Raw genomic sequence first — 16,123 nt, forward strand, 5'->3', positions numbered from 1 at the left:
TCCTTCGAGTAGGTTGTTAGGCTAGCCCAGGTTCTTATAGCGCATAGCGCGCTGGGCTTCGAGGTTGTCCTGACGCTCACGCAGGGCCTGGCGCTTGTCGTAGTCGCGTTTACCGGTGGCCAGGGCAATTTCTACCTTGGCGCGCCCCTTGCTGAAATAAAGCTTGAGGGGCACGACGGTGTAACCACTTTCCTTGAGCTTCTGAGCGATCTTATTGATTTCGCTGCGGTGCATGAGCAGTTTACGGCGGCGACGGGCTGCGTGGTTGGTCCAGGAGCCGCGCCCGTATTCAGCGATATGGATGCCCTCTAGCCACAGCTCATTGCCGTACATCTGGCAGAAGCCGTCGGTGATTGAGGCTCCCCCATCGCGCAGGGATTTAACCTCGGTGCCCATAAGCACCAGCCCTGCCTCCCAGGTCTCTACGATGTTGTAGTTATGGCGAGCGCGGCGGTTGGACGCTATGGTGTGGTTATTCGGGTCTTCTTTCGTTACTTTTTTCTTAGCCACGATTATTCTTCGTTCTTCCTCTTCTGTCGTTCTGCCGCGCGCCACCGCACGCCGGCATCGATGAAACCGTCGAGCGCACCGTCGAATACGGCGCTGGGGTTTCCCTCTTCATAGTTGGTTCGCAGGTCTTTGACCATCTGGTAGGGGTTGAGCACATAGGATCGCATCTGGTCACCCCAGGAGGCTTTGACGTCACCGGCAAGTTCCTTCTTTTTGGCGTCCTCTTGCTCTTTGCGGAGCAAGAGAAGGCGGGATTGCAGGACGCGCAGTGCTGCGGCTCGGTTTTGTAGCTGGGACTTTTCGTTCTGCATGGAGACCACGATGCCGGTGGGGATGTGGGTCATACGGACGGCGGAGTCCGTGGTGTTCACGGACTGACCGCCGGGCCCTGAGGAGCGGAATACATCGATTTTGAGTTCGGACTCGGGGATTTCGATGTGGTCGGTCTGCTCGATGAGGGGGAGGACTTCCACCGCAGCGAAGGACGTCATGCGTTTGCCCTGGCTGTTGAAGGGAGAGATGCGCACCAGACGATGGGTTCCCGCTTCGATAGATAGGCGCCCAAAGGCGTAGGGGGCTTTGACCTCAAAGGTTGCCGATTTAAGGCCGGCTTCTTCAGCGTAGGAGGTGTCCATCACCGTGGTGTCGAAGCCGTTTTTCTCGGCCCAGCGTAGGTACATGCGCAGAAGCATCTCTGCGAAGTCGGCGGCATCCACACCACCGGCTCCTGCTCGGATGGTCACGACGGCGTCGCGCTGATCGTACTCACCCGAGAGCAGGGTGATTACTTCGAGCTCTGCTAGGCGCTTTTCGATAGCCTGCAGTTCGGTTTCTGCTTCGGCAAGGGTGTCAGCATCGCCCTCTTCGTCGGCGAGTTCTACCATGACCTCAAGATCGTCGATGGCCTGGCTTAGTTTAACGAGCTTATCGAGTTCGGCCTGTTTGTGGGAGAGCTGGGAGGTGACCTTTTGGGCGGCGTCGGGGTCGTCCCAGAGGTTGGGGGCGCCGGCTGCTTCAGAGAGTTCTGCGATGGTAGCGCGCAGCTGCTCAACGTCGCTGACCTCTTCGATGGAGGCGTAGGTTGAGCGCAGGGTTTTGATCTGGGCAGAAAAATCTAAAGTAGCCATGACTATTAACCCTAGCTGAAAACGATGGCAAGCGCCCGGTTTTGCCCCTGTTTTGCGCTGACGGGGCAGAGCGCTTCTATTCTAGTCTTGGGTGGTGATGACGCGCGCCCGTCCGGTAACGGTGATATCGACGCCGTCAGGTAGCACAACGGAGAGTAAGGGCGGGTGGGCCCTGGCAGAAAGGACGATAACCGCAGTGTTGTTTCCCGACGCCCCGGTTGCGGGGTTTAAGGTCAGGTGGGAAAAGTCGGTGCCAGCACCGCTTTCTTGCAGAAAGGTATGAGCGGACGCCTGCACCCCGGCACTGGTGAGGGTCACCTGGGCCTGGGTCTCCCCCACCGCGGTGATGCCTTCAATACGCTGAGCAGCGGACGTTGCCGCTTGGTCGGCTAAAGACTGTAGACGCTGTCTTTCAAGATAGACGGAACTTACTCCAACGACTGTGGAAGCGACCAGCAGAAGTACCAGGCACAACCCCACGATGAGGGGGAGGACGCTGCCCCGCTCAGCGTCGCGCTCGGTGGCCTCATGGCACGGCCTCCGCTGAAGCTGGGTCTGTCTAATCTGTGTCATGAGTAGTCTCCTCCCCAACTCACAGCCTGTGAGGTCATAGTGGCAAGAGTCGGTGCCCCTGGCCAGGGCACCAGAGGCAGCCCAACCTCGACAGTGACATCTACCGTCATTCGCTCGCCCTGGGCGCAGACGTCCTCGCAGCTCAGCGTGGCAGTAATGGTTTCGGCCTCTAAACCAAAGTCGCTAGCCGTCAAAGCGGCAACCGCTTGCACAGCAGATTGGGTACGCTGCTCCGGTGGCAAAAACTGAATCACCTGCAACGCATGGGCACTAGCGTTAGAAGCTGCAAAAGCAGCCGACTGCATCGAAAAGACTGATAACAGAAAATAGACCGTGGGCACCATCAACAGGGCACCCAGTCCAATAAACTCAACAAGAGCACTGCCCTGCTCAGGGTCGTCTGCCTCTCGCGTGTCTACGGCTCTATCACCGCGTTTATCGCTGAACCACAGCATGACCACTCACCTCCCACTGGGCAGCTACCCCAAAGGGACCGATGAGGGGCACCGGGGCAACCACGGTGACCTGCACGGCGTCCGCCCCCTGCCACTGGGTAACAGAACTGCTAATCGTTGCTGAGTAGTGGGAAGGCAGCACCGAATACAGTAGCTCGTGGGTGCGTTCTTCTCCGTCAGCCGGTGTTTTATCGAGCATGGCCCCATAGCGGGCCCCCTGAGATACAGCGTCCTGCAGCACGTTACGGGTGAACAGCGCGAAAGCAACCTGTAAAACGCCTAGAAAAAGTATGACAACTAAGGCAGATACCATCACGAACTCCGCCGTTGCATTGCCTCTCTCCTTCTCAGGGGGCATAGCTCTCATGTGGCTCTCCTAGCGGTTAATCATTGCCATTGCGTTATTGAACATGTTGACGAGGGCGTCCTGGGCAACCACCAAGATAGCGGCCACGAGTATCGCGGACATCATCGTGATCATTACCCAGCCAGGCACATCCCCGCGCTCAGGGTCGTCCTGGCTTGTCAGAGGCGCAAAGATAGTGAGAAGGGCCTTGAGGTAGGTGTCGGTCATGAACTTCTTCATGGGATTCTCCTTTGAATATGAGTGTGATAGAAGGTGCCCAAGCGGGCGGGTTTAGAAGTTAAGATTCAGTAGGGAAAGGCCAGGAAACATCGCAAACAATACGGTGAGCGGAAGTATCAGAAAAACGACGGGGGCCATCATCCCGATTTCTTTCTTTCCCGCAGTTTCCATGAGCTCTCGTTTAGCGTTATCGCGGACGTCCTGGGCCTGAGCCCGCAAGACATCTGCCAGGGGCGTGCCACGCTCGATAGCTACGACCAGGCCATCCACAAAACGGGATAGGGCTGCTACCGAGGTACGCTGCGAAAAACTTTGCAGAGCGACCACAAGGGACTCCCCGGAACGAGTCATCGCGAGAATAGTTTGGAACTCGCGAGAAAGCTCTCCCTGCGAACTCCGCACCACCCGTTCAAGCGACCCGATGGCAGATTCCCCAGCGGTAACAGATAGGGCCATGAGCTCTGCCAAAGCAGGAAATTCAGCCAGCATGGCTTTCTCCCGTTTTGCAATCTGCTGAGACAGCCAATAGTCGCGTGCAAGGAAGCCAGCACAGGCGCCCAGAACAATCAGCAGGACTCCCGGCACAAAACTTACCGTCCCTTGGGCGAGCCCCACAGCCACCAAACAAATACAGAGAGTAGCTGCCAAGAGACTCCAGAGCACCTGCTGCACCCGGTACTCTGCGGTTGTCAGATTCCCACCTAGCTGGGTAAGTCGTTTTTCGAGGGCCACCGTATCAAAGCTAGACTTACCGAGACTCCGGTACAGCTTTTCAACCCACGGCGCAAGGAGGGCAGCGCTCGCCCCGTAAATACCTTCAGGTAGCGTGCTATACGGTGCGTCCGGGCGGTTCTTTTTAAGCTCCGCCGCACGAAGCTGAGGCGCTATACGGTCTGCAAAGCTCTCACGGCGCTGGGTCCAGATACTCGAAAGTACCAGCCAGATTCCTGCCGCTAGGAAAAGGCCGAGGAGAAGGGAAAAGTTCATGCCAGCACCCTCTTCTCTTCCGGCAGAGCACCGATACGCATCATCAGCCTGTAGGCGATGATGGTCAGGGCTAGGCCGCTCGCTAACACTAGGAAACCCGCAAAACTGTTATAAATTCTGATAGTGCTGGGCTGGGTAGCCATAAGGCCCAGGACGACCCAGGGAGCAACACAGGCAAGGCGGGCAGCATTAACCGTCCACGACTGTCGAGCCTCAAGTTCAGAGCGTGTCCTGCTATTCTCGCGGAGGAAAGCACTCAAAGTCCCCAGAAGACGACCTAAATCAGTTCCACCCACCTCACGAGTAACTTTGAGAGCCTCAATGATGTTGTCAGCGGTGGGGTCACTCAAGCGGTCTTTAAGACGATTGAGGGCTGGAAGGAACTCCCCGCTAGCACGGTAGTCTGAAGCAAAACTAGTAAAAGCCGGACGCAGGGGCTCTGGCCCCCGGTACTGAAGCTGCATGAGAGCGTCCGGAAGCGACAAACCTGCACGGATTGCTGACCGCAGATGGTCCACCGCATCCGGCCATAAATCCCGCAACTGAGCCTGCCGCTGAGCAGCACGATGCTTAACCACTAACCGAGGGCTAAAGAACCCAACGCCCGCAGCCAGGGCAGCCAGAGGAACCAGTGAGGTCAACGCGAAGGTCAGCACCATTGCAACAAGAGCAGCTACAGCAGAAACCATATAAAACATAGTTACCGTGAACTTTTCTAGGTCTGCCTGGCGCAGCAGCTGTTGTATCGCTGGGGCTTTTCGTTCTTTTTTCTCCTTAGCGGGGAGCTCCCAAAAGGACATATAGATTAAGAGGGCGCCGATACCGAACATCAGCCCGAATAAAGCACTCATGCCAGTGCTCCCTCGCAGTTAAGAAGGGTCTCAGGGGCGTAGCCAGCACGAATAAATTTCTCAGGCGAAGGCACCTCAGAAGCAACACATACCAGCTGGTCACCTTCTCGTCTAAACAGTGTGCTGGTTTCAATTACCCCGTTTTCGACCCGGTTACCAACAGCAAGAATCTCTCGTACCTGCCGTTTGCCCCGCAGATTACGGTCGCAGTGAACCACTAAATCAAAGCAAGAAGCCACGGTGGGGACGACAAACGAACTCGAAATGTTGTCACCGGCCAAGAGTGGAAGGGTGCACATCTTCGTGATTGCATCGCGAGCTGAGTTAGCGTGGATAGTACAAAGCCCCGGGAGCCCGGAGTTGAGCGCGATGAGCATATCAAGAGACTCAGCTTCGCGCACCTCACCAATGATGAGGCGGTCGGGTCTCATACGCAAAGCCTCTTTCACTAGGCGCCGGAGCGGAATCTCGCCGTGCCCTTCCAGGTTGGGCTGACGGCACTGCAAATTCACAACATCGCGGAGGGGAATTTTGAGCTCAAAAATCTCCTCACAGGTAATAACGCGCTCCCGCATGCCAATAGATGCTGACAGACAGTTCAACATGGTTGTTTTGCCAGCCTGAGTAGCACCAGAGACCAGGCAATTTAACCCGCTGGCCACGGCTGCATCTAAAAACTTTGCCGCATCTAGGCTGAGAGACCCCAGCTTAACCAAATCACTCAAGCGAGTTGCTCGCGCAATAAACTTACGGATATTGATGGCCCAATGACGGCGGGTAACATCAGGAATAGCTACATGGAGCCTAGAACCGTCCGGCAAGGAGCTGTCGACAAAAGGTGTGCTCAAATCAAGACGTCGTCCCGAGGTCTTGAGCATACGCTCTACCAGCGCACGAATCTGTTCCTCGCTCAGGGTAAGCCCGGTGAGCTCAGACTCTCCAGCACGAGCCACAAAAATCTCGTCCGGAGCGTTAATCCAGATCTCTTCAACAGAGCTATCATCAAGATACTGCTGAATCTCGCCAAAGCCGCATACCTTGTCGAAAAGGGAGCTGATCAGGGAGTCAGCATTCTCAAGTCGCGGCACTACACCCCGTAGCATCTGGCGCTCGTACTCAGCAATGGCCTGCTGGATGAGCTCCTTGGCTTCCACCTGCTGTACGAGTGGGTCGATACTGCTTCGGCGAATCAAGTCACGCACGTCTGCTTCAACCAGCTCTTCTGCTTGCGCTATAGACATCTGTCCCCCTTACGCTCCATTGCGATCAGTCGATGAATTACCAAACAAGATACAGTTGATTAGGTAAAACAATCAAACACCCCAGGGCTACCCTGTGGATAACTGTGCCCCGCACGCCTTTACCCAGCCACCAAGAATGCAATGAAGTTGCACCTGACAAGCCATAACGCATGAAGGCTAAAGTTTTTCCACAGCACCTCAAACCTACTACGGATAAACGTAATGTTTTGACACACAACTAGTTACTGACTAGTAACAACGCACAAAAATACCCACAAGCTATCTAGCTTGTGGGCATTTTTGGGGAAGGCTCCCTTAGTGGGATTTTGCCCTCATGAATTCAATCGCTTCGTCAATAGGGCCATCGAACTGCTTAGAGCCATGATCCAGGACCACTCCGCGTTCACAGATCTTTGCCACCAAATCAAGGTCATGGCTCACCACAACCAGGGTTTTCCCTTCAGCACTCAGATCTCGAATCTTAGCGATACATTTCTTCTGGAAAGGTTCATCACCCACAGCCAGAATCTCATCCACTAAGAAAATCTCCGGATCAGTATGAACAGCTACAGCAAAAGCCAGTCGCAGGTACATACCCGACGAGTAGAACTTAACCTCGGTATCGATAAAGTTGCCAATTTCAGAGAATTCAACAATTTCATCAAATTTTGCTTCAATCTGTTCCTTGCTCATACCAAGGATGGCAGCGTTCAGATATACGTTGTCACGCCCGGTCAAATCGGGGTGGAAACCTGCTCCAACCTCGATAAGCCCAGCGATGCGTCCGCCGGTCAATACCCTGCCCTCATCCGGGTGCATCACACCCGAAATCAGCTTGAGCAGGGTAGATTTACCCGAACCGTTATAGCCCAGCAGGGCAACGCGCTCGCCTTCGCGGATGTCCAGGGAAACCCCGTTAAGAGCATTGAACTTCTCATTCAAGTCCCCCTTACGGCCCTTCATCAGCCAGACAAAGGCCTCCTTCATCGACCGAGTATGGCGCAGCACAAAGCGCTTCACTAGAGACTCAACCTTGATAACCACAGGAGCATTATCTGCCACGGGTGGTAAATCAAACTTCTTGATATCCACGTAAATCAGAGCTCCTGGGCGAAGTTGCCCTCTAGCTTACGGAAGAGTAAGTCACCGAGGAACAGGGTCACGAGAGAAACACCCAGGGCAACAGGTACCCACAGGGTAAGAAGATGCGGAGGAATCTGCGAGGTAGGTAGAGCCAAAGCCTCTTCAGACAGGGTAGGCATCCAGAAAGCATAGTGGAAGAGCTCAACAGCAACGGTAAGAGGGTTCATCAGATAAACAGTGATAACCCACGAATATAAGGTGTCCCGCACCATAGTCCATGAGTACAGCACTGGAGAGAACCAGGTAGCGACCATCAAGAGCATATCTACGATGTTTTCCGAGTCCCGGAAAAACACATTAGCTACACCAAAGATAAGGCCAAGTCCTGCTGAGAAAACCATAATAATAATCATGGCCACAAGTGCAGCCCCCAACTGTTTGAGGTCCGGGCTCCACCCTGCAAAGAAACAAGCTATCAAAAGCACCACGATTTGAGGCAAAAAGTGAATTAAAGCTACCCAGATTGTCGAGACTGAAAAGAGTTCTCTCGGAAGATAAATCTTCTTAATAAGAGCTCCATTCACAACCATTGCCTTAGCACCGTTACTGAACCCTTCAGAGAAGAAGTTAATAACGATCATTCCAGAGAACAGATAAATAGCGTAGTTCTGCATGCCTCTTTCAAGGCCTAGGAATAATCCCATCGCAATATAGAAGACGCTAAACTGTACCCCCGGCTTGATGTACGACCAGAGGATACCCAAGACAGATCCGCGGTAGCGAACCTGAATTTCTTTATCGACAAGTAGCCTTAGAAGGTAACGATTTTGAAAGACGTCACGGAGCCCCCTACCGCGACCAGGAGGGGAAAGAGGGGGAGTTACTTGTTTATTCATCGGGTCAGCTCAGACTCCGTATGCTTCTGGAAGGTTTTAGCCCAGGCATCATAGGATGCTACTTCGGCAGCAGCAGAGCGGTACTGGTTTCGCAAATCAGCCCAGTTTTTAAAGAGCTGTGCATGCAGTTTCGAAGCACGAGCCAAATTTTCGCGCAGCTTCTTGGGATCACGCTGATACCAGAAGACACCGGTGCCTTCTGCGTTAGTGACAAGAAGCGAATCGAACTTGGAAACAGTCCACCAACGATTCTCTGAGTAATTCAGCTGAATCTGAGGATTTGTTTTTGCCAGATCATCAACAGGCTTAAAGAGCTGACGTCCCACGGTAGAAATAGTCCAAGGAATCAGCTTCTGGTAGCCAGGCGAACTAAAGTTACGGCGCCCCTTGAACGGAGGTTTAGTTGTCTTAGGCTGCGGGTAGTCATCGAGGTTCGACTTGAGCTGGGCGTCTTTGAAATCCTTCACCTTACCGCGGATTACGGGTAAACGCTCACTGAGCGAAGGATGCAGGTGTGTAGGGCCAGACAGTAGGTCCTCGATAGCCATGAGACGACCTTCTTCGGTGTAGTACTGCATGGAGAGAGCATGCTTAACATCTAAGAAGAGCGACTCGCGTAAAACTGATCCGCCCTTTTCAAAGGGAGAATGAATTAAAGCCGTGATGAGTCGATTACGTTCGTGGAAGTAAGCCTGCCAGCCAACGGAGTCGTCCTTATCCTGCCACGATACATGCCACAAAGCTGCGCCTGGGAACGACACCGTAGCAATTCCTGCTTCTTTAGCACGAAGACCATACTCAGCGTCATCCCACTTCAGGAACAAGGGAAGGGAAAGCCCAATCTTATTGATAACTTCGGTCGGGATAAGGCACATCCACCAGCCGTTATAGTCAACGTCTACACGACGGTGCATCCAGTGGGTACTGCGGAGGTTATTTCTACCGAGGTCGTGACCAAGCGACATGTCTGCGTGCGGCTTATCATAAAAGGTACGCCAGGGGTTCACAACTTCACCGAATGCGTGCAGAACCGAACGATCGTACATATCAAACATATGACCGCCCACGATAGTGGGGTTCTTACAGTAATCAGCAAAAGTGATGAGACGCAGAATCGACTCGGGTTCAACGACGACGTCGTCGTCCAGCAGCATGACGTAATCTGAACCATTGTTTACTGACTCAAACATGCCGCGAGCGAAGCCACCAGAACCGCCTAAGTTTGCCTGATTAATGATGCGGAACTTACCCGCAAGAGGAGCAACTACTTCTTCAAAGTCCGGGTGGTCCTGCACCTTCTCGGTACCCTGGTCAACAATCAGAATCTCTTTAACAGTCTCGAGAGCATCAAGGTTATTGCCCAGGGAACGAATGTTGTCGATGCAGTACTGTACCTTATTCATAGTTGTAATCTGTACAGTAGCTTTACCGCCAGCCTCTCCCAGGCGTGGCTGAATATCACCAAACCAGTCCGCTTCAACCAGGGTGAGGTCGCTCTTGGTGGCAGTAAGGTCAAACCAGTACCAGCCGCCATCTCCAAAAGGAGCTAGCGTCAGGTCGAAAGTTACTGTTTCTGCGCCTTCAAGTACTTTGGCATCAACACGTTGAATTACGCCACGGGCATTCGATTTATAAACCACGACCATGCCCGCACCTTCAGTGGTGATTCTCAGGGTCACTGATTTCAAATCAGTCCACCGTCTCCAGTACGAAGCGGGGAAAGCATTGAAGTAGGTTCCAAATGAAACAGTTTTACCTGCTGCTAGGTGGGTTGAACGACGACCTAGAACATCAGAAGTGGTAGCTACAGGTCCTGCTGCGTTTTCGTTTTTTAGCTCTTGCTGGGCGGCCGCCTTCTCGATGGTTTTGGCCGCGTCTCCATCCAGACGAGTGGGAAGTTGCACGCCGGTTGCGCTACCGCTGTCGATGTACAGAGGTATGACGTCAGTTTGGACTGCTTCAGGAAGGATTACCCGCTGAAGTGTTTTCATATCAGCCATATTTTTCACGCTCATTCTTTAGGCCTCGATTCCGCCAGATACCAGCTTTTCGCCCTTTTCGAAGTGGGGGCGGAGCTTGTTGTCGAACATGGAGAGTGCAGCACCGATAGCCATGTGCATGTCAAGGTACTTGTAGGTGCCCAGGCGTCCGCCGAAGAGCACGTTCTGCTCTCCGCCAGCGAGTTCGCGGTACTTGAGGAGCATTTCGCGGTCAGCGCCGGTGTTGATGGGGTAGTAGGGTTCGTCGCCCTTTTCTGCGAAGCGTGAGTATTCGCGGTGAATGACGGTAGCGTCCTTGGTGTAGTCACGCTCGGGGTGGAAGTGGCGGAACTCGTGGATGCGGGTGAAGGGGTGGGTTGCGTCGGGGTAGTTCATGACCGAGCAGCCCTGGAAGTCTTCGATGTCAAGGACTTCTTCTTCGAGGTCGATGGTACGCCAGGAGAGGTCACCTTCGGCGTAGTCGAAGTAGCGGTCTACGGGGCCGGTATAGACAACGGGGACCTGGCCGAGAACCTTGGAACGTGAGTACTCGTGGCCTTCTTCGAAGAAGTCGGTGTTGAGGTGAACTTCGATGTTGGGGTGGGCTGCCATGCGCTCAAGCCAGGCGGTGTAGCCGTCGACGGGCAGGCCTTCGTACTTGTCGTTGAAGTAGCGGTTGTCGTAGTTGTAGCGCACGGGCAGGCGGGAAATGATGGACGCGGGCAGGTCAGCGGGGTCGGTCTGCCACTGCTTTGCGGTGTAGTGCTTGATGAAGGCTTCGTAGAGCGGACGCCCGATGAGGGAAATCCCCTTATCGTTCAGGTTCTTGGGGTCGGTTCCTGCGAGTTCACCGGCCTGCTCCTGGATCAGGGCCTTGGCTTCTGCCGGTGAGTAGGCGGCGTTGAAGAACTGGTTGATAGTGCCCAGGTTGATGGGCATGGGGTACACGATACCGTTGTGGTTGGTGTAAACGCGGTGGGTGTAGTTGGTGAAGCCGGTGAAGCGGTTGACGTATTCCCAGACGCGTTCGTTAGAGGTGTGGAAGAGGTGGGCGCCGTAGCGGTGAACTTCGATTCCTGTCTTCTCTTCGTTTTCGCTGTATGCGTTACCGCCGATGTGATGACGGCGGTCGAGCAGGGCTACCTTGAGGCCAAGCTGGGTAGCAGCTTGCTCTGCAATGGTGAGGCCAAAGAGGCCAGAGCCTACGACTACGAGATCAGCGTTCACTTAACTTACTCCTTGTTAGGGGTTGCACAGCTATCGTGGGGAGTCTGGCAACCGTGCTCTGCTACTACAGCGTAGAAGCTTAACTTCGGTGTGTTCCTTGCGCGCAAGGTAAACACAGTTAATAACAAAAGTACCGGATATAGTCGGCTACTACCCGCTAACAGGCTGTAAAGATCGTGTGATTATTCCCCGGTCTTCCCCTGTGCTAGTGCTGTGTGCAGAGGAACCTCAACTTTTTTCGCGGAAAGACAGAAAAACAATGGTGAGAGTTTGTTTTTCCGTTTTGTGCCCTTGCAATGGCAGGTCTCCAGAACTTAGGTAGCTTTATGAAGCTTTTAGTGCGCGTCCAGCAGCCACCGGCGGGATCTTACCGAACAGTAGAGTTTGATTATTCGCCCGGCACAACTGGAGTAGATATCTACCGAGAACTCTCTAATGTGTGGGGTAGCGATAATTTCAGTTGGGGTGTTCAGGGGCAAGATATCAGGGAGCTTACTCCCGGCCAGGCTCCCTGGACTAGTGGTGCCCAGCTCACGGTGCTGCCCCTTGCATCTCATGCAACAGTTCTTCCTTTCCCAGAGGAGAAGGCCCTGTTTACCTTACGTGTGGTGCACGGGCCAGATTCTCATTCTCAGTTTCCGCTGTCTCGAGGTAGCTGGGAAATTGGTAGGCAGGCCTCCCTGCTCACAATCGACGACCCAGCGCTTGCACCGATTGAGGGCTTCCTAGAGGTGACGGCTAGCGGTGTGTATTTCTCGGATGAGGGCTCCCACCGCAAACTTGAGGTAGGGGAAAAATTTATTCTGGGTGGGAGCGTCCTTGTGCTTGACCAGTATGAGTACCGCGCTCCCCTCTTTCGTGACCCGGTAGTTCAAGACATTGATGCTCCCGCCCCTAAGTCCAAGCTGCTACTGGTAGCAACGATGGTTCTACCTCTCATTGTGGGCCTTCTGATTGCCTGGTTGACCCAGCTGTGGCTTGTTCTTCTCATGGCCTGTGGGTCCTCACTCTTAATGGGACTTCACGCTTTTTCTCAGGGGCGCGAAAGATCCTCTGTGCGCCGTCAGATAACACAGCTTGCTCGGGAGGAAGAGGACGCTATAGCCCGCTACCGCGGGGCTGACCAGGTTGATGCTGATACAGGCATCGTGATAGGACGCGGCACCCGGCCAGTACGAATTAGAGGCAAGCAACGTGAGCTAGGGAGCCTCCCTGAAGTCCAGGGAGCCCCTTATGTCATAAGCGTAGAAGAACTTGCGCCCCTAGTCTCTGGGCTTCCTCTTTCGACCCAGCGTTTAGCCCTCTGCCAGCTCTTGGCTCAGAATCAGCCGGTCTACCTTCTTGTTCAGGAGCAGGAGGCTACTTGGTTTTTGCGTCTCATTGACCCGCTTCTTGCAGCAGCAAACGTGTGTACGGTGTCTCTTGCAGAGCTCAGTAGTTTAGAAACAGGTTTTTTGGTGTGCTCCTATCTGCCGCCGTCCTTACCTCCGCAGCTTCTCCCCTTTCCCTTAGCCAACAAAGGGCCTCATAAAGAGCCTGCAGAGCTCTTTTCTCAGTCAATGAGCTGGCGCGACATCGTTTTAGACGGAATCAGCGAAGAGCGTTACTGTGCTCTCCTGGCGAGTTGGGGAAGAGTCACTACATCCTCTCTTCTCCAGAAAGTTAGCGTTGCAGCAACGAATACTTCTCAACTACCTGCTTATGCTCTCCCTGAGCTGCCGGAGGGTAACCAGCCGGAGAATCTATGGGCAGAAGAGATCTTTCTGTATGCGGGGCTAGCCTGTGAAAGTAACGATGACCTAAAACTCGGCCTTGTGCATCATGGCCCGCATTTTCTCTGTGCAGGGACTACAGGTTCAGGCAAGTCCCAGCTTCTTCGTTCCCTGCTATGGTCTGCAGCCCTCAGCTACCCGCCTCAGCGTCTTTCCTTCGTCCTCATAGATTTCAAAGGTGGCGCTGGTTTAGGCCCTCTAGCACCTCTACCCCATTGTGTTTCGCTCATCTCTGACCTTGACGCGTCTCAGCTAATGCGTACCATGAAGTTCTTGCGGGCAGACCTTACCCACCGTAAGCAGGTCTGGAAGCAGCTGGGCGTCAGCTCCTATGACGATTACATCGGCCTCTGCAGAAACGCCCGCACAGCGCCTGATTTTCCGGAGCTAATTATCTGCATCGATGAGTTTCGCATGCTTGTCGATGATTACCCAGACATTATGAGCGAAATGATGAAGATAGCTACGATTGGCAGGTCGCTGGGTTACCACCTCGTCCTAGCTACCCAGCGCCCGCAGGGAGCAATTTCTCCCGATATCAGGGCAAATATCTCAACGGTGATGTGCCTTAGAGTAAGTTCTGCCCAGGAATCTTTCAATGTTCTAGGCTCGGAAGAAGCTTCTCATATCTCTGCTCGCTTCCCGGGTCGGGGCCTTCTACGGAGTGCAGATAATGAGATAGTTGAATTTCAAGCTCCTTTAATCACGGGACTTTACAGGCAAGAGCACCAAGGACGATGCCGAGCACGTTTTGTGCTCGATTTGCCTGGTTCCCAGGAGCCCACCGATTGCCAGGCTCTGAGCGATGCAGAACTCGATGCCACCAATACGGCTATCTACCAGGCCTACCAAATTGCACATCAGCTACCGACCTATCAGCCAATTCCGGCATCACTCTCAGCTCCTTGCCATACAGATTTGCCGGAGTCTGCTGGCCCCTTTGCCTTATTGCTCGGCCAGTACGAGATAGCAGAACTAGGGTTTCAAGCCCCCTTTATCTGGTCGGCGGAAGATGGCCCAATTTTAGTACAGGGAGGCAGCAATGAGTGGATACCTGCGCTTCGGGCAACCCTCCTTCAAGCTCTCGTTCAAGGGTACGCCGTATTATGTCTTACGCCGTCAGAACAGCGCGCACGAGAGATACGCAGCTGGGGCAAGGAATACGCAGAACAGTTTGACGTCTTTACCTACCAGGATTCCAACTATCTTCAGCACCTTCTAGCCTGCTGCACAGAAGCCCCAGGACCGGGCCAGCTCCTCATCATAGATACGCTAGAAACACTGCTAGATACGCTCCAACGGTACCCGGCTGCAGAAGCTCACCTGCAACAGATTCTCAACTTGGGTGATCACCCAACAGTTCAGGTTTTCTGCACTTCAGTAACAGGTGTACGAAGTAAGTACCAGCATATCTTTGAGCACACCTTCATGACTCGAGCAGCTGTTGAGAATGACCCTCTTCGTACCCACACTAGGGATTACACCCTGCCGGGCAGCGGGCAGTTTGCGATAGAAGGAAAGGTTATCTACGACTCCTCAGAAGGAAAAGTACAGGCAGGCACACTTGCTTGGACAGAGCTCAGCGCTCCGCTAGCTGCCCCAAAGACCGGTGCTCGGCAAGGCCCTAACCACCTGTTAAGCGACTCCCACAGATACTGGCTTTCCTGGCGTCCGCTCCCCTTGCGTTCCCCGGTCAGCTCCCTCCCGTCAGCAGCCAAGCCCCACGCCGGCGCGCTCGCCTGCGGAGTACTCAGGGACGGCTCGGTAGCCTTTACCCCGCCTTTGCGAGGTGGATTTATCAGCGTCAGCGGCCCGAGGGGATCCGGAAAAACGAGCCTACTTAAGACCCTCGTCCAAGCTAATCCTGAGCATTTCTTCATTGTTATCTCGTCGGATACCGGCACCGCAGCAGAAGATATCAGTCAAGCTCTTGCACGGAGCGAGAGCCTGGGGCTCCGCCCCATTCTGCTCATCGACGACCTTGATAAGCTCAGCCACGATATACAGCAGACCATACTGGCCCAGAAAGAAAAGTTTGGGTCTGTTGTCGTGGCCTATACTCCCTGGCCGCGGTGGAGTAGCTCACCGATTCTTGCTGCCCTCAGCGGTACCTCTACGGGTATCGTGCTTACCCCGCATAGCTCCGCAGACATGTCCTTCTACCCGGGCGTACCTCTCCCCCTTGACCTTAAAACTTACGGCCAGCTCCCGGCAGGGCGGGGAGTCATGATTGATCATGCAACTGTTACGGCTTTTCAGGCAGCCTTACCCGATGAACAGGTTACCGGGAGGAAGGAGCCAGATGCTCAAGGGTAGAGCGGGTAAAAAGTAGCAGGATGACAGCTCCGCTTATGCCTACCGTTGCTAGCCCTACCAGGTAATCTCCACCCAGAGTAGTTTGAACGCCGATGATGACCGCAAAGAGTTGCCAGACAAGCACGAGAGGCTGCCCAAACCGCTGCGCCTTCCACACGGCAACAGCGCCCACGGCGAGAGCCAGGGCAATAATGAAATAAAAGGAGGCAATAACTGATGCTCCCCCAATATCGGCAGAAGCGAAAGTCCCGATGAGAGCAGTAACCACTAGATACAGGGCCTGAAGGAGGCTCAGCCCGACCAAGATTTTCACGGGAATTGGAAGGGCTGAAACGCTGGAAGAAGCCACGTTTATCTCATTTCTCTATGTACGAAGAAAGGGTCTCCTATCTAGAATAGGCACCCGGGAGTGTCACCTCTCACCCCGGCACCCCTTTACGCACCCGCCTGTGACATTTACCTCAGCACTGCAAGCAGATTTTCGCTCACAACCCCCTTGTATGACGCCCCATATCGTGGG

15 protein-coding genes are annotated in these 16,123 nt (G+C 54.0%); 1 reads left to right on the forward strand and 14 read right to left on the reverse strand.

Annotation, left to right across the window (positions count from 1 at the left end):
• Window positions 1-21 precede the first annotated feature (21 nt).
• The 13 genes from smpB to glf all read right to left on the reverse strand — a co-directional run bounded on the left by smpB (window position 22) and on the right by glf (window position 11,515).
• A complete protein-coding gene (gene smpB / locus L6762_RS02330) occupies window positions 22-516 on the reverse strand; it encodes an SsrA-binding protein SmpB (RefSeq protein WP_135012007.1) in 495 nt (164 codons plus the stop codon).
• Entirely contained in the window at window positions 513-1,637 is a 1,125-nt protein-coding gene (gene prfB, locus L6762_RS02335; protein WP_237185388.1) for a peptide chain release factor 2, read from the reverse strand. Before prfB ends, smpB begins: the two co-directional genes overlap by 4 nt.
• Before the next feature lie 81 nt (window positions 1,638-1,718).
• Complete coding sequence (locus L6762_RS02340; RefSeq protein WP_237185389.1) at window positions 1,719-2,210, reverse strand: pilus assembly protein TadG-related protein; 492 nt, start codon at window positions 2,208-2,210, stop codon at window positions 1,719-1,721.
• Window positions 2,207-2,665 (reverse strand): pilus assembly protein TadE, encoded by a 459-nt coding sequence (locus L6762_RS02345; RefSeq protein WP_237185390.1) that lies wholly within the window; start codon window positions 2,663-2,665, stop codon window positions 2,207-2,209. Before L6762_RS02345 ends, L6762_RS02340 begins: the two co-directional genes overlap by 4 nt.
• Window positions 2,646-3,032 carry a TadE/TadG family type IV pilus assembly protein gene (locus L6762_RS02350; RefSeq protein ID WP_237185391.1) on the reverse strand — a complete coding sequence of 129 codons (387 nt, stop codon included), beginning with the start codon at window positions 3,030-3,032 and terminating at the stop codon, window positions 2,646-2,648. Before L6762_RS02350 ends, L6762_RS02345 begins: the two co-directional genes overlap by 20 nt.
• Window positions 3,033-3,041: 9 nt before the next feature.
• On the reverse strand, window positions 3,042-3,239 hold the full coding sequence (locus L6762_RS02355; protein WP_237185563.1) for a hypothetical protein: 198 nt from the start codon (window positions 3,237-3,239) through the stop codon (window positions 3,042-3,044).
• Between the two features lie 63 nt (window positions 3,240-3,302).
• Entirely contained in the window at window positions 3,303-4,238 is a 936-nt protein-coding gene (locus L6762_RS02360) for a type II secretion system F family protein (protein WP_237185392.1), read from the reverse strand.
• The gene (locus L6762_RS02365) at window positions 4,235-5,089 is read right to left on the reverse strand and encodes a type II secretion system F family protein (protein WP_237185393.1); all 855 of its coding nucleotides are present in this window, start codon (window positions 5,087-5,089) and stop codon (window positions 4,235-4,237) included. Before L6762_RS02365 ends, L6762_RS02360 begins: the two co-directional genes overlap by 4 nt.
• Complete coding sequence (locus L6762_RS02370) at window positions 5,086-6,330, reverse strand: CpaF family protein (protein ID WP_135013296.1); 1,245 nt, start codon at window positions 6,328-6,330, stop codon at window positions 5,086-5,088. Before L6762_RS02370 ends, L6762_RS02365 begins: the two co-directional genes overlap by 4 nt.
• A 315-nt stretch (window positions 6,331-6,645) precedes the next feature.
• Window positions 6,646-7,422: an ABC transporter ATP-binding protein gene (locus L6762_RS02375; protein ID WP_237185394.1), complete on the reverse strand. Its 777-nt coding sequence runs from the start codon at window positions 7,420-7,422 to the stop codon at window positions 6,646-6,648.
• 5 nt (window positions 7,423-7,427) lie between these two features.
• Entirely contained in the window at window positions 7,428-8,309 is an 882-nt protein-coding gene (locus tag L6762_RS02380; protein ID WP_237185395.1) for an ABC transporter permease, read from the reverse strand.
• On the reverse strand, window positions 8,306-10,309 hold the full coding sequence (locus L6762_RS02385; protein WP_237185396.1) for a glycosyltransferase: 2,004 nt from the start codon (window positions 10,307-10,309) through the stop codon (window positions 8,306-8,308). Before L6762_RS02385 ends, L6762_RS02380 begins: the two co-directional genes overlap by 4 nt.
• Before the next feature lie 18 nt (window positions 10,310-10,327).
• Window positions 10,328-11,515 carry a UDP-galactopyranose mutase gene (gene glf / locus L6762_RS02390; RefSeq protein WP_135013292.1) on the reverse strand — a complete coding sequence of 396 codons (1,188 nt, stop codon included), beginning with the start codon at window positions 11,513-11,515 and terminating at the stop codon, window positions 10,328-10,330.
• Window positions 11,516-11,841: 326 nt separating this feature from the next.
• Between glf and L6762_RS02395 the strand changes: the two genes are divergently transcribed.
• A complete protein-coding gene (locus L6762_RS02395) occupies window positions 11,842-15,603 on the forward strand; it encodes an FtsK/SpoIIIE domain-containing protein (RefSeq protein ID WP_237185397.1) in 3,762 nt (1,253 codons plus the stop codon).
• On the opposite strand, the gene L6762_RS02400 is transcribed toward L6762_RS02395, so the two are convergent.
• Window positions 15,569-15,952, reverse strand: a complete 384-nt coding sequence (locus L6762_RS02400; RefSeq protein ID WP_237185398.1) for a hypothetical protein — start codon at window positions 15,950-15,952, stop codon at window positions 15,569-15,571. The two genes, L6762_RS02395 and L6762_RS02400, sit on opposite strands and share 35 nt — an antisense overlap.
• Window positions 15,953-16,123 lie beyond the last annotated feature (171 nt).

The sequence above is a fragment of the Rothia nasimurium genome, assembly GCF_928381705.1.
Taxonomy (GTDB): domain Bacteria; phylum Actinomycetota; class Actinomycetes; order Actinomycetales; family Micrococcaceae; genus Rothia; species Rothia nasimurium_G.

Excerpts from the sequence above, each read along its gene's own strand:
- prfB (WP_237185388.1), bottom strand. The coding sequence starts at position 1,637 with ATGGCTACTTTAGATTTTTCTGCCCAGATCAAAACCCTGCGCTCAACC.
- L6762_RS02340 (WP_237185389.1), bottom strand. The coding sequence starts at position 2,210 with ATGACACAGATTAGACAGACCCAGCTTCAGCGGAGGCCGTGCCATGAG.
- L6762_RS02345 (WP_237185390.1), bottom strand. The coding sequence starts at position 2,665 with ATGCTGTGGTTCAGCGATAAACGCGGTGATAGAGCCGTAGACACGCGA.
- L6762_RS02350 (WP_237185391.1), bottom strand. The coding sequence starts at position 3,032 with ATGAGAGCTATGCCCCCTGAGAAGGAGAGAGGCAATGCAACGGCGGAG.
- L6762_RS02355 (WP_237185563.1), bottom strand. The coding sequence starts at position 3,239 with ATGACCGACACCTACCTCAAGGCCCTTCTCACTATCTTTGCGCCTCTG.
- L6762_RS02360 (WP_237185392.1), bottom strand. The coding sequence starts at position 4,238 with ATGAACTTTTCCCTTCTCCTCGGCCTTTTCCTAGCGGCAGGAATCTGG.
- L6762_RS02365 (WP_237185393.1), bottom strand. The coding sequence starts at position 5,089 with ATGAGTGCTTTATTCGGGCTGATGTTCGGTATCGGCGCCCTCTTAATC.
- L6762_RS02370 (WP_135013296.1), bottom strand. The coding sequence starts at position 6,330 with ATGTCTATAGCGCAAGCAGAAGAGCTGGTTGAAGCAGACGTGCGTGAC.
- L6762_RS02380 (WP_237185395.1), bottom strand. The coding sequence starts at position 8,309 with ATGAATAAACAAGTAACTCCCCCTCTTTCCCCTCCTGGTCGCGGTAGG.
- L6762_RS02385 (WP_237185396.1), bottom strand. The coding sequence starts at position 10,309 with ATGGCTGATATGAAAACACTTCAGCGGGTAATCCTTCCTGAAGCAGTC.
- L6762_RS02395 (WP_237185397.1), top strand. The coding sequence starts at position 11,842 with ATGAAGCTTTTAGTGCGCGTCCAGCAGCCACCGGCGGGATCTTACCGA.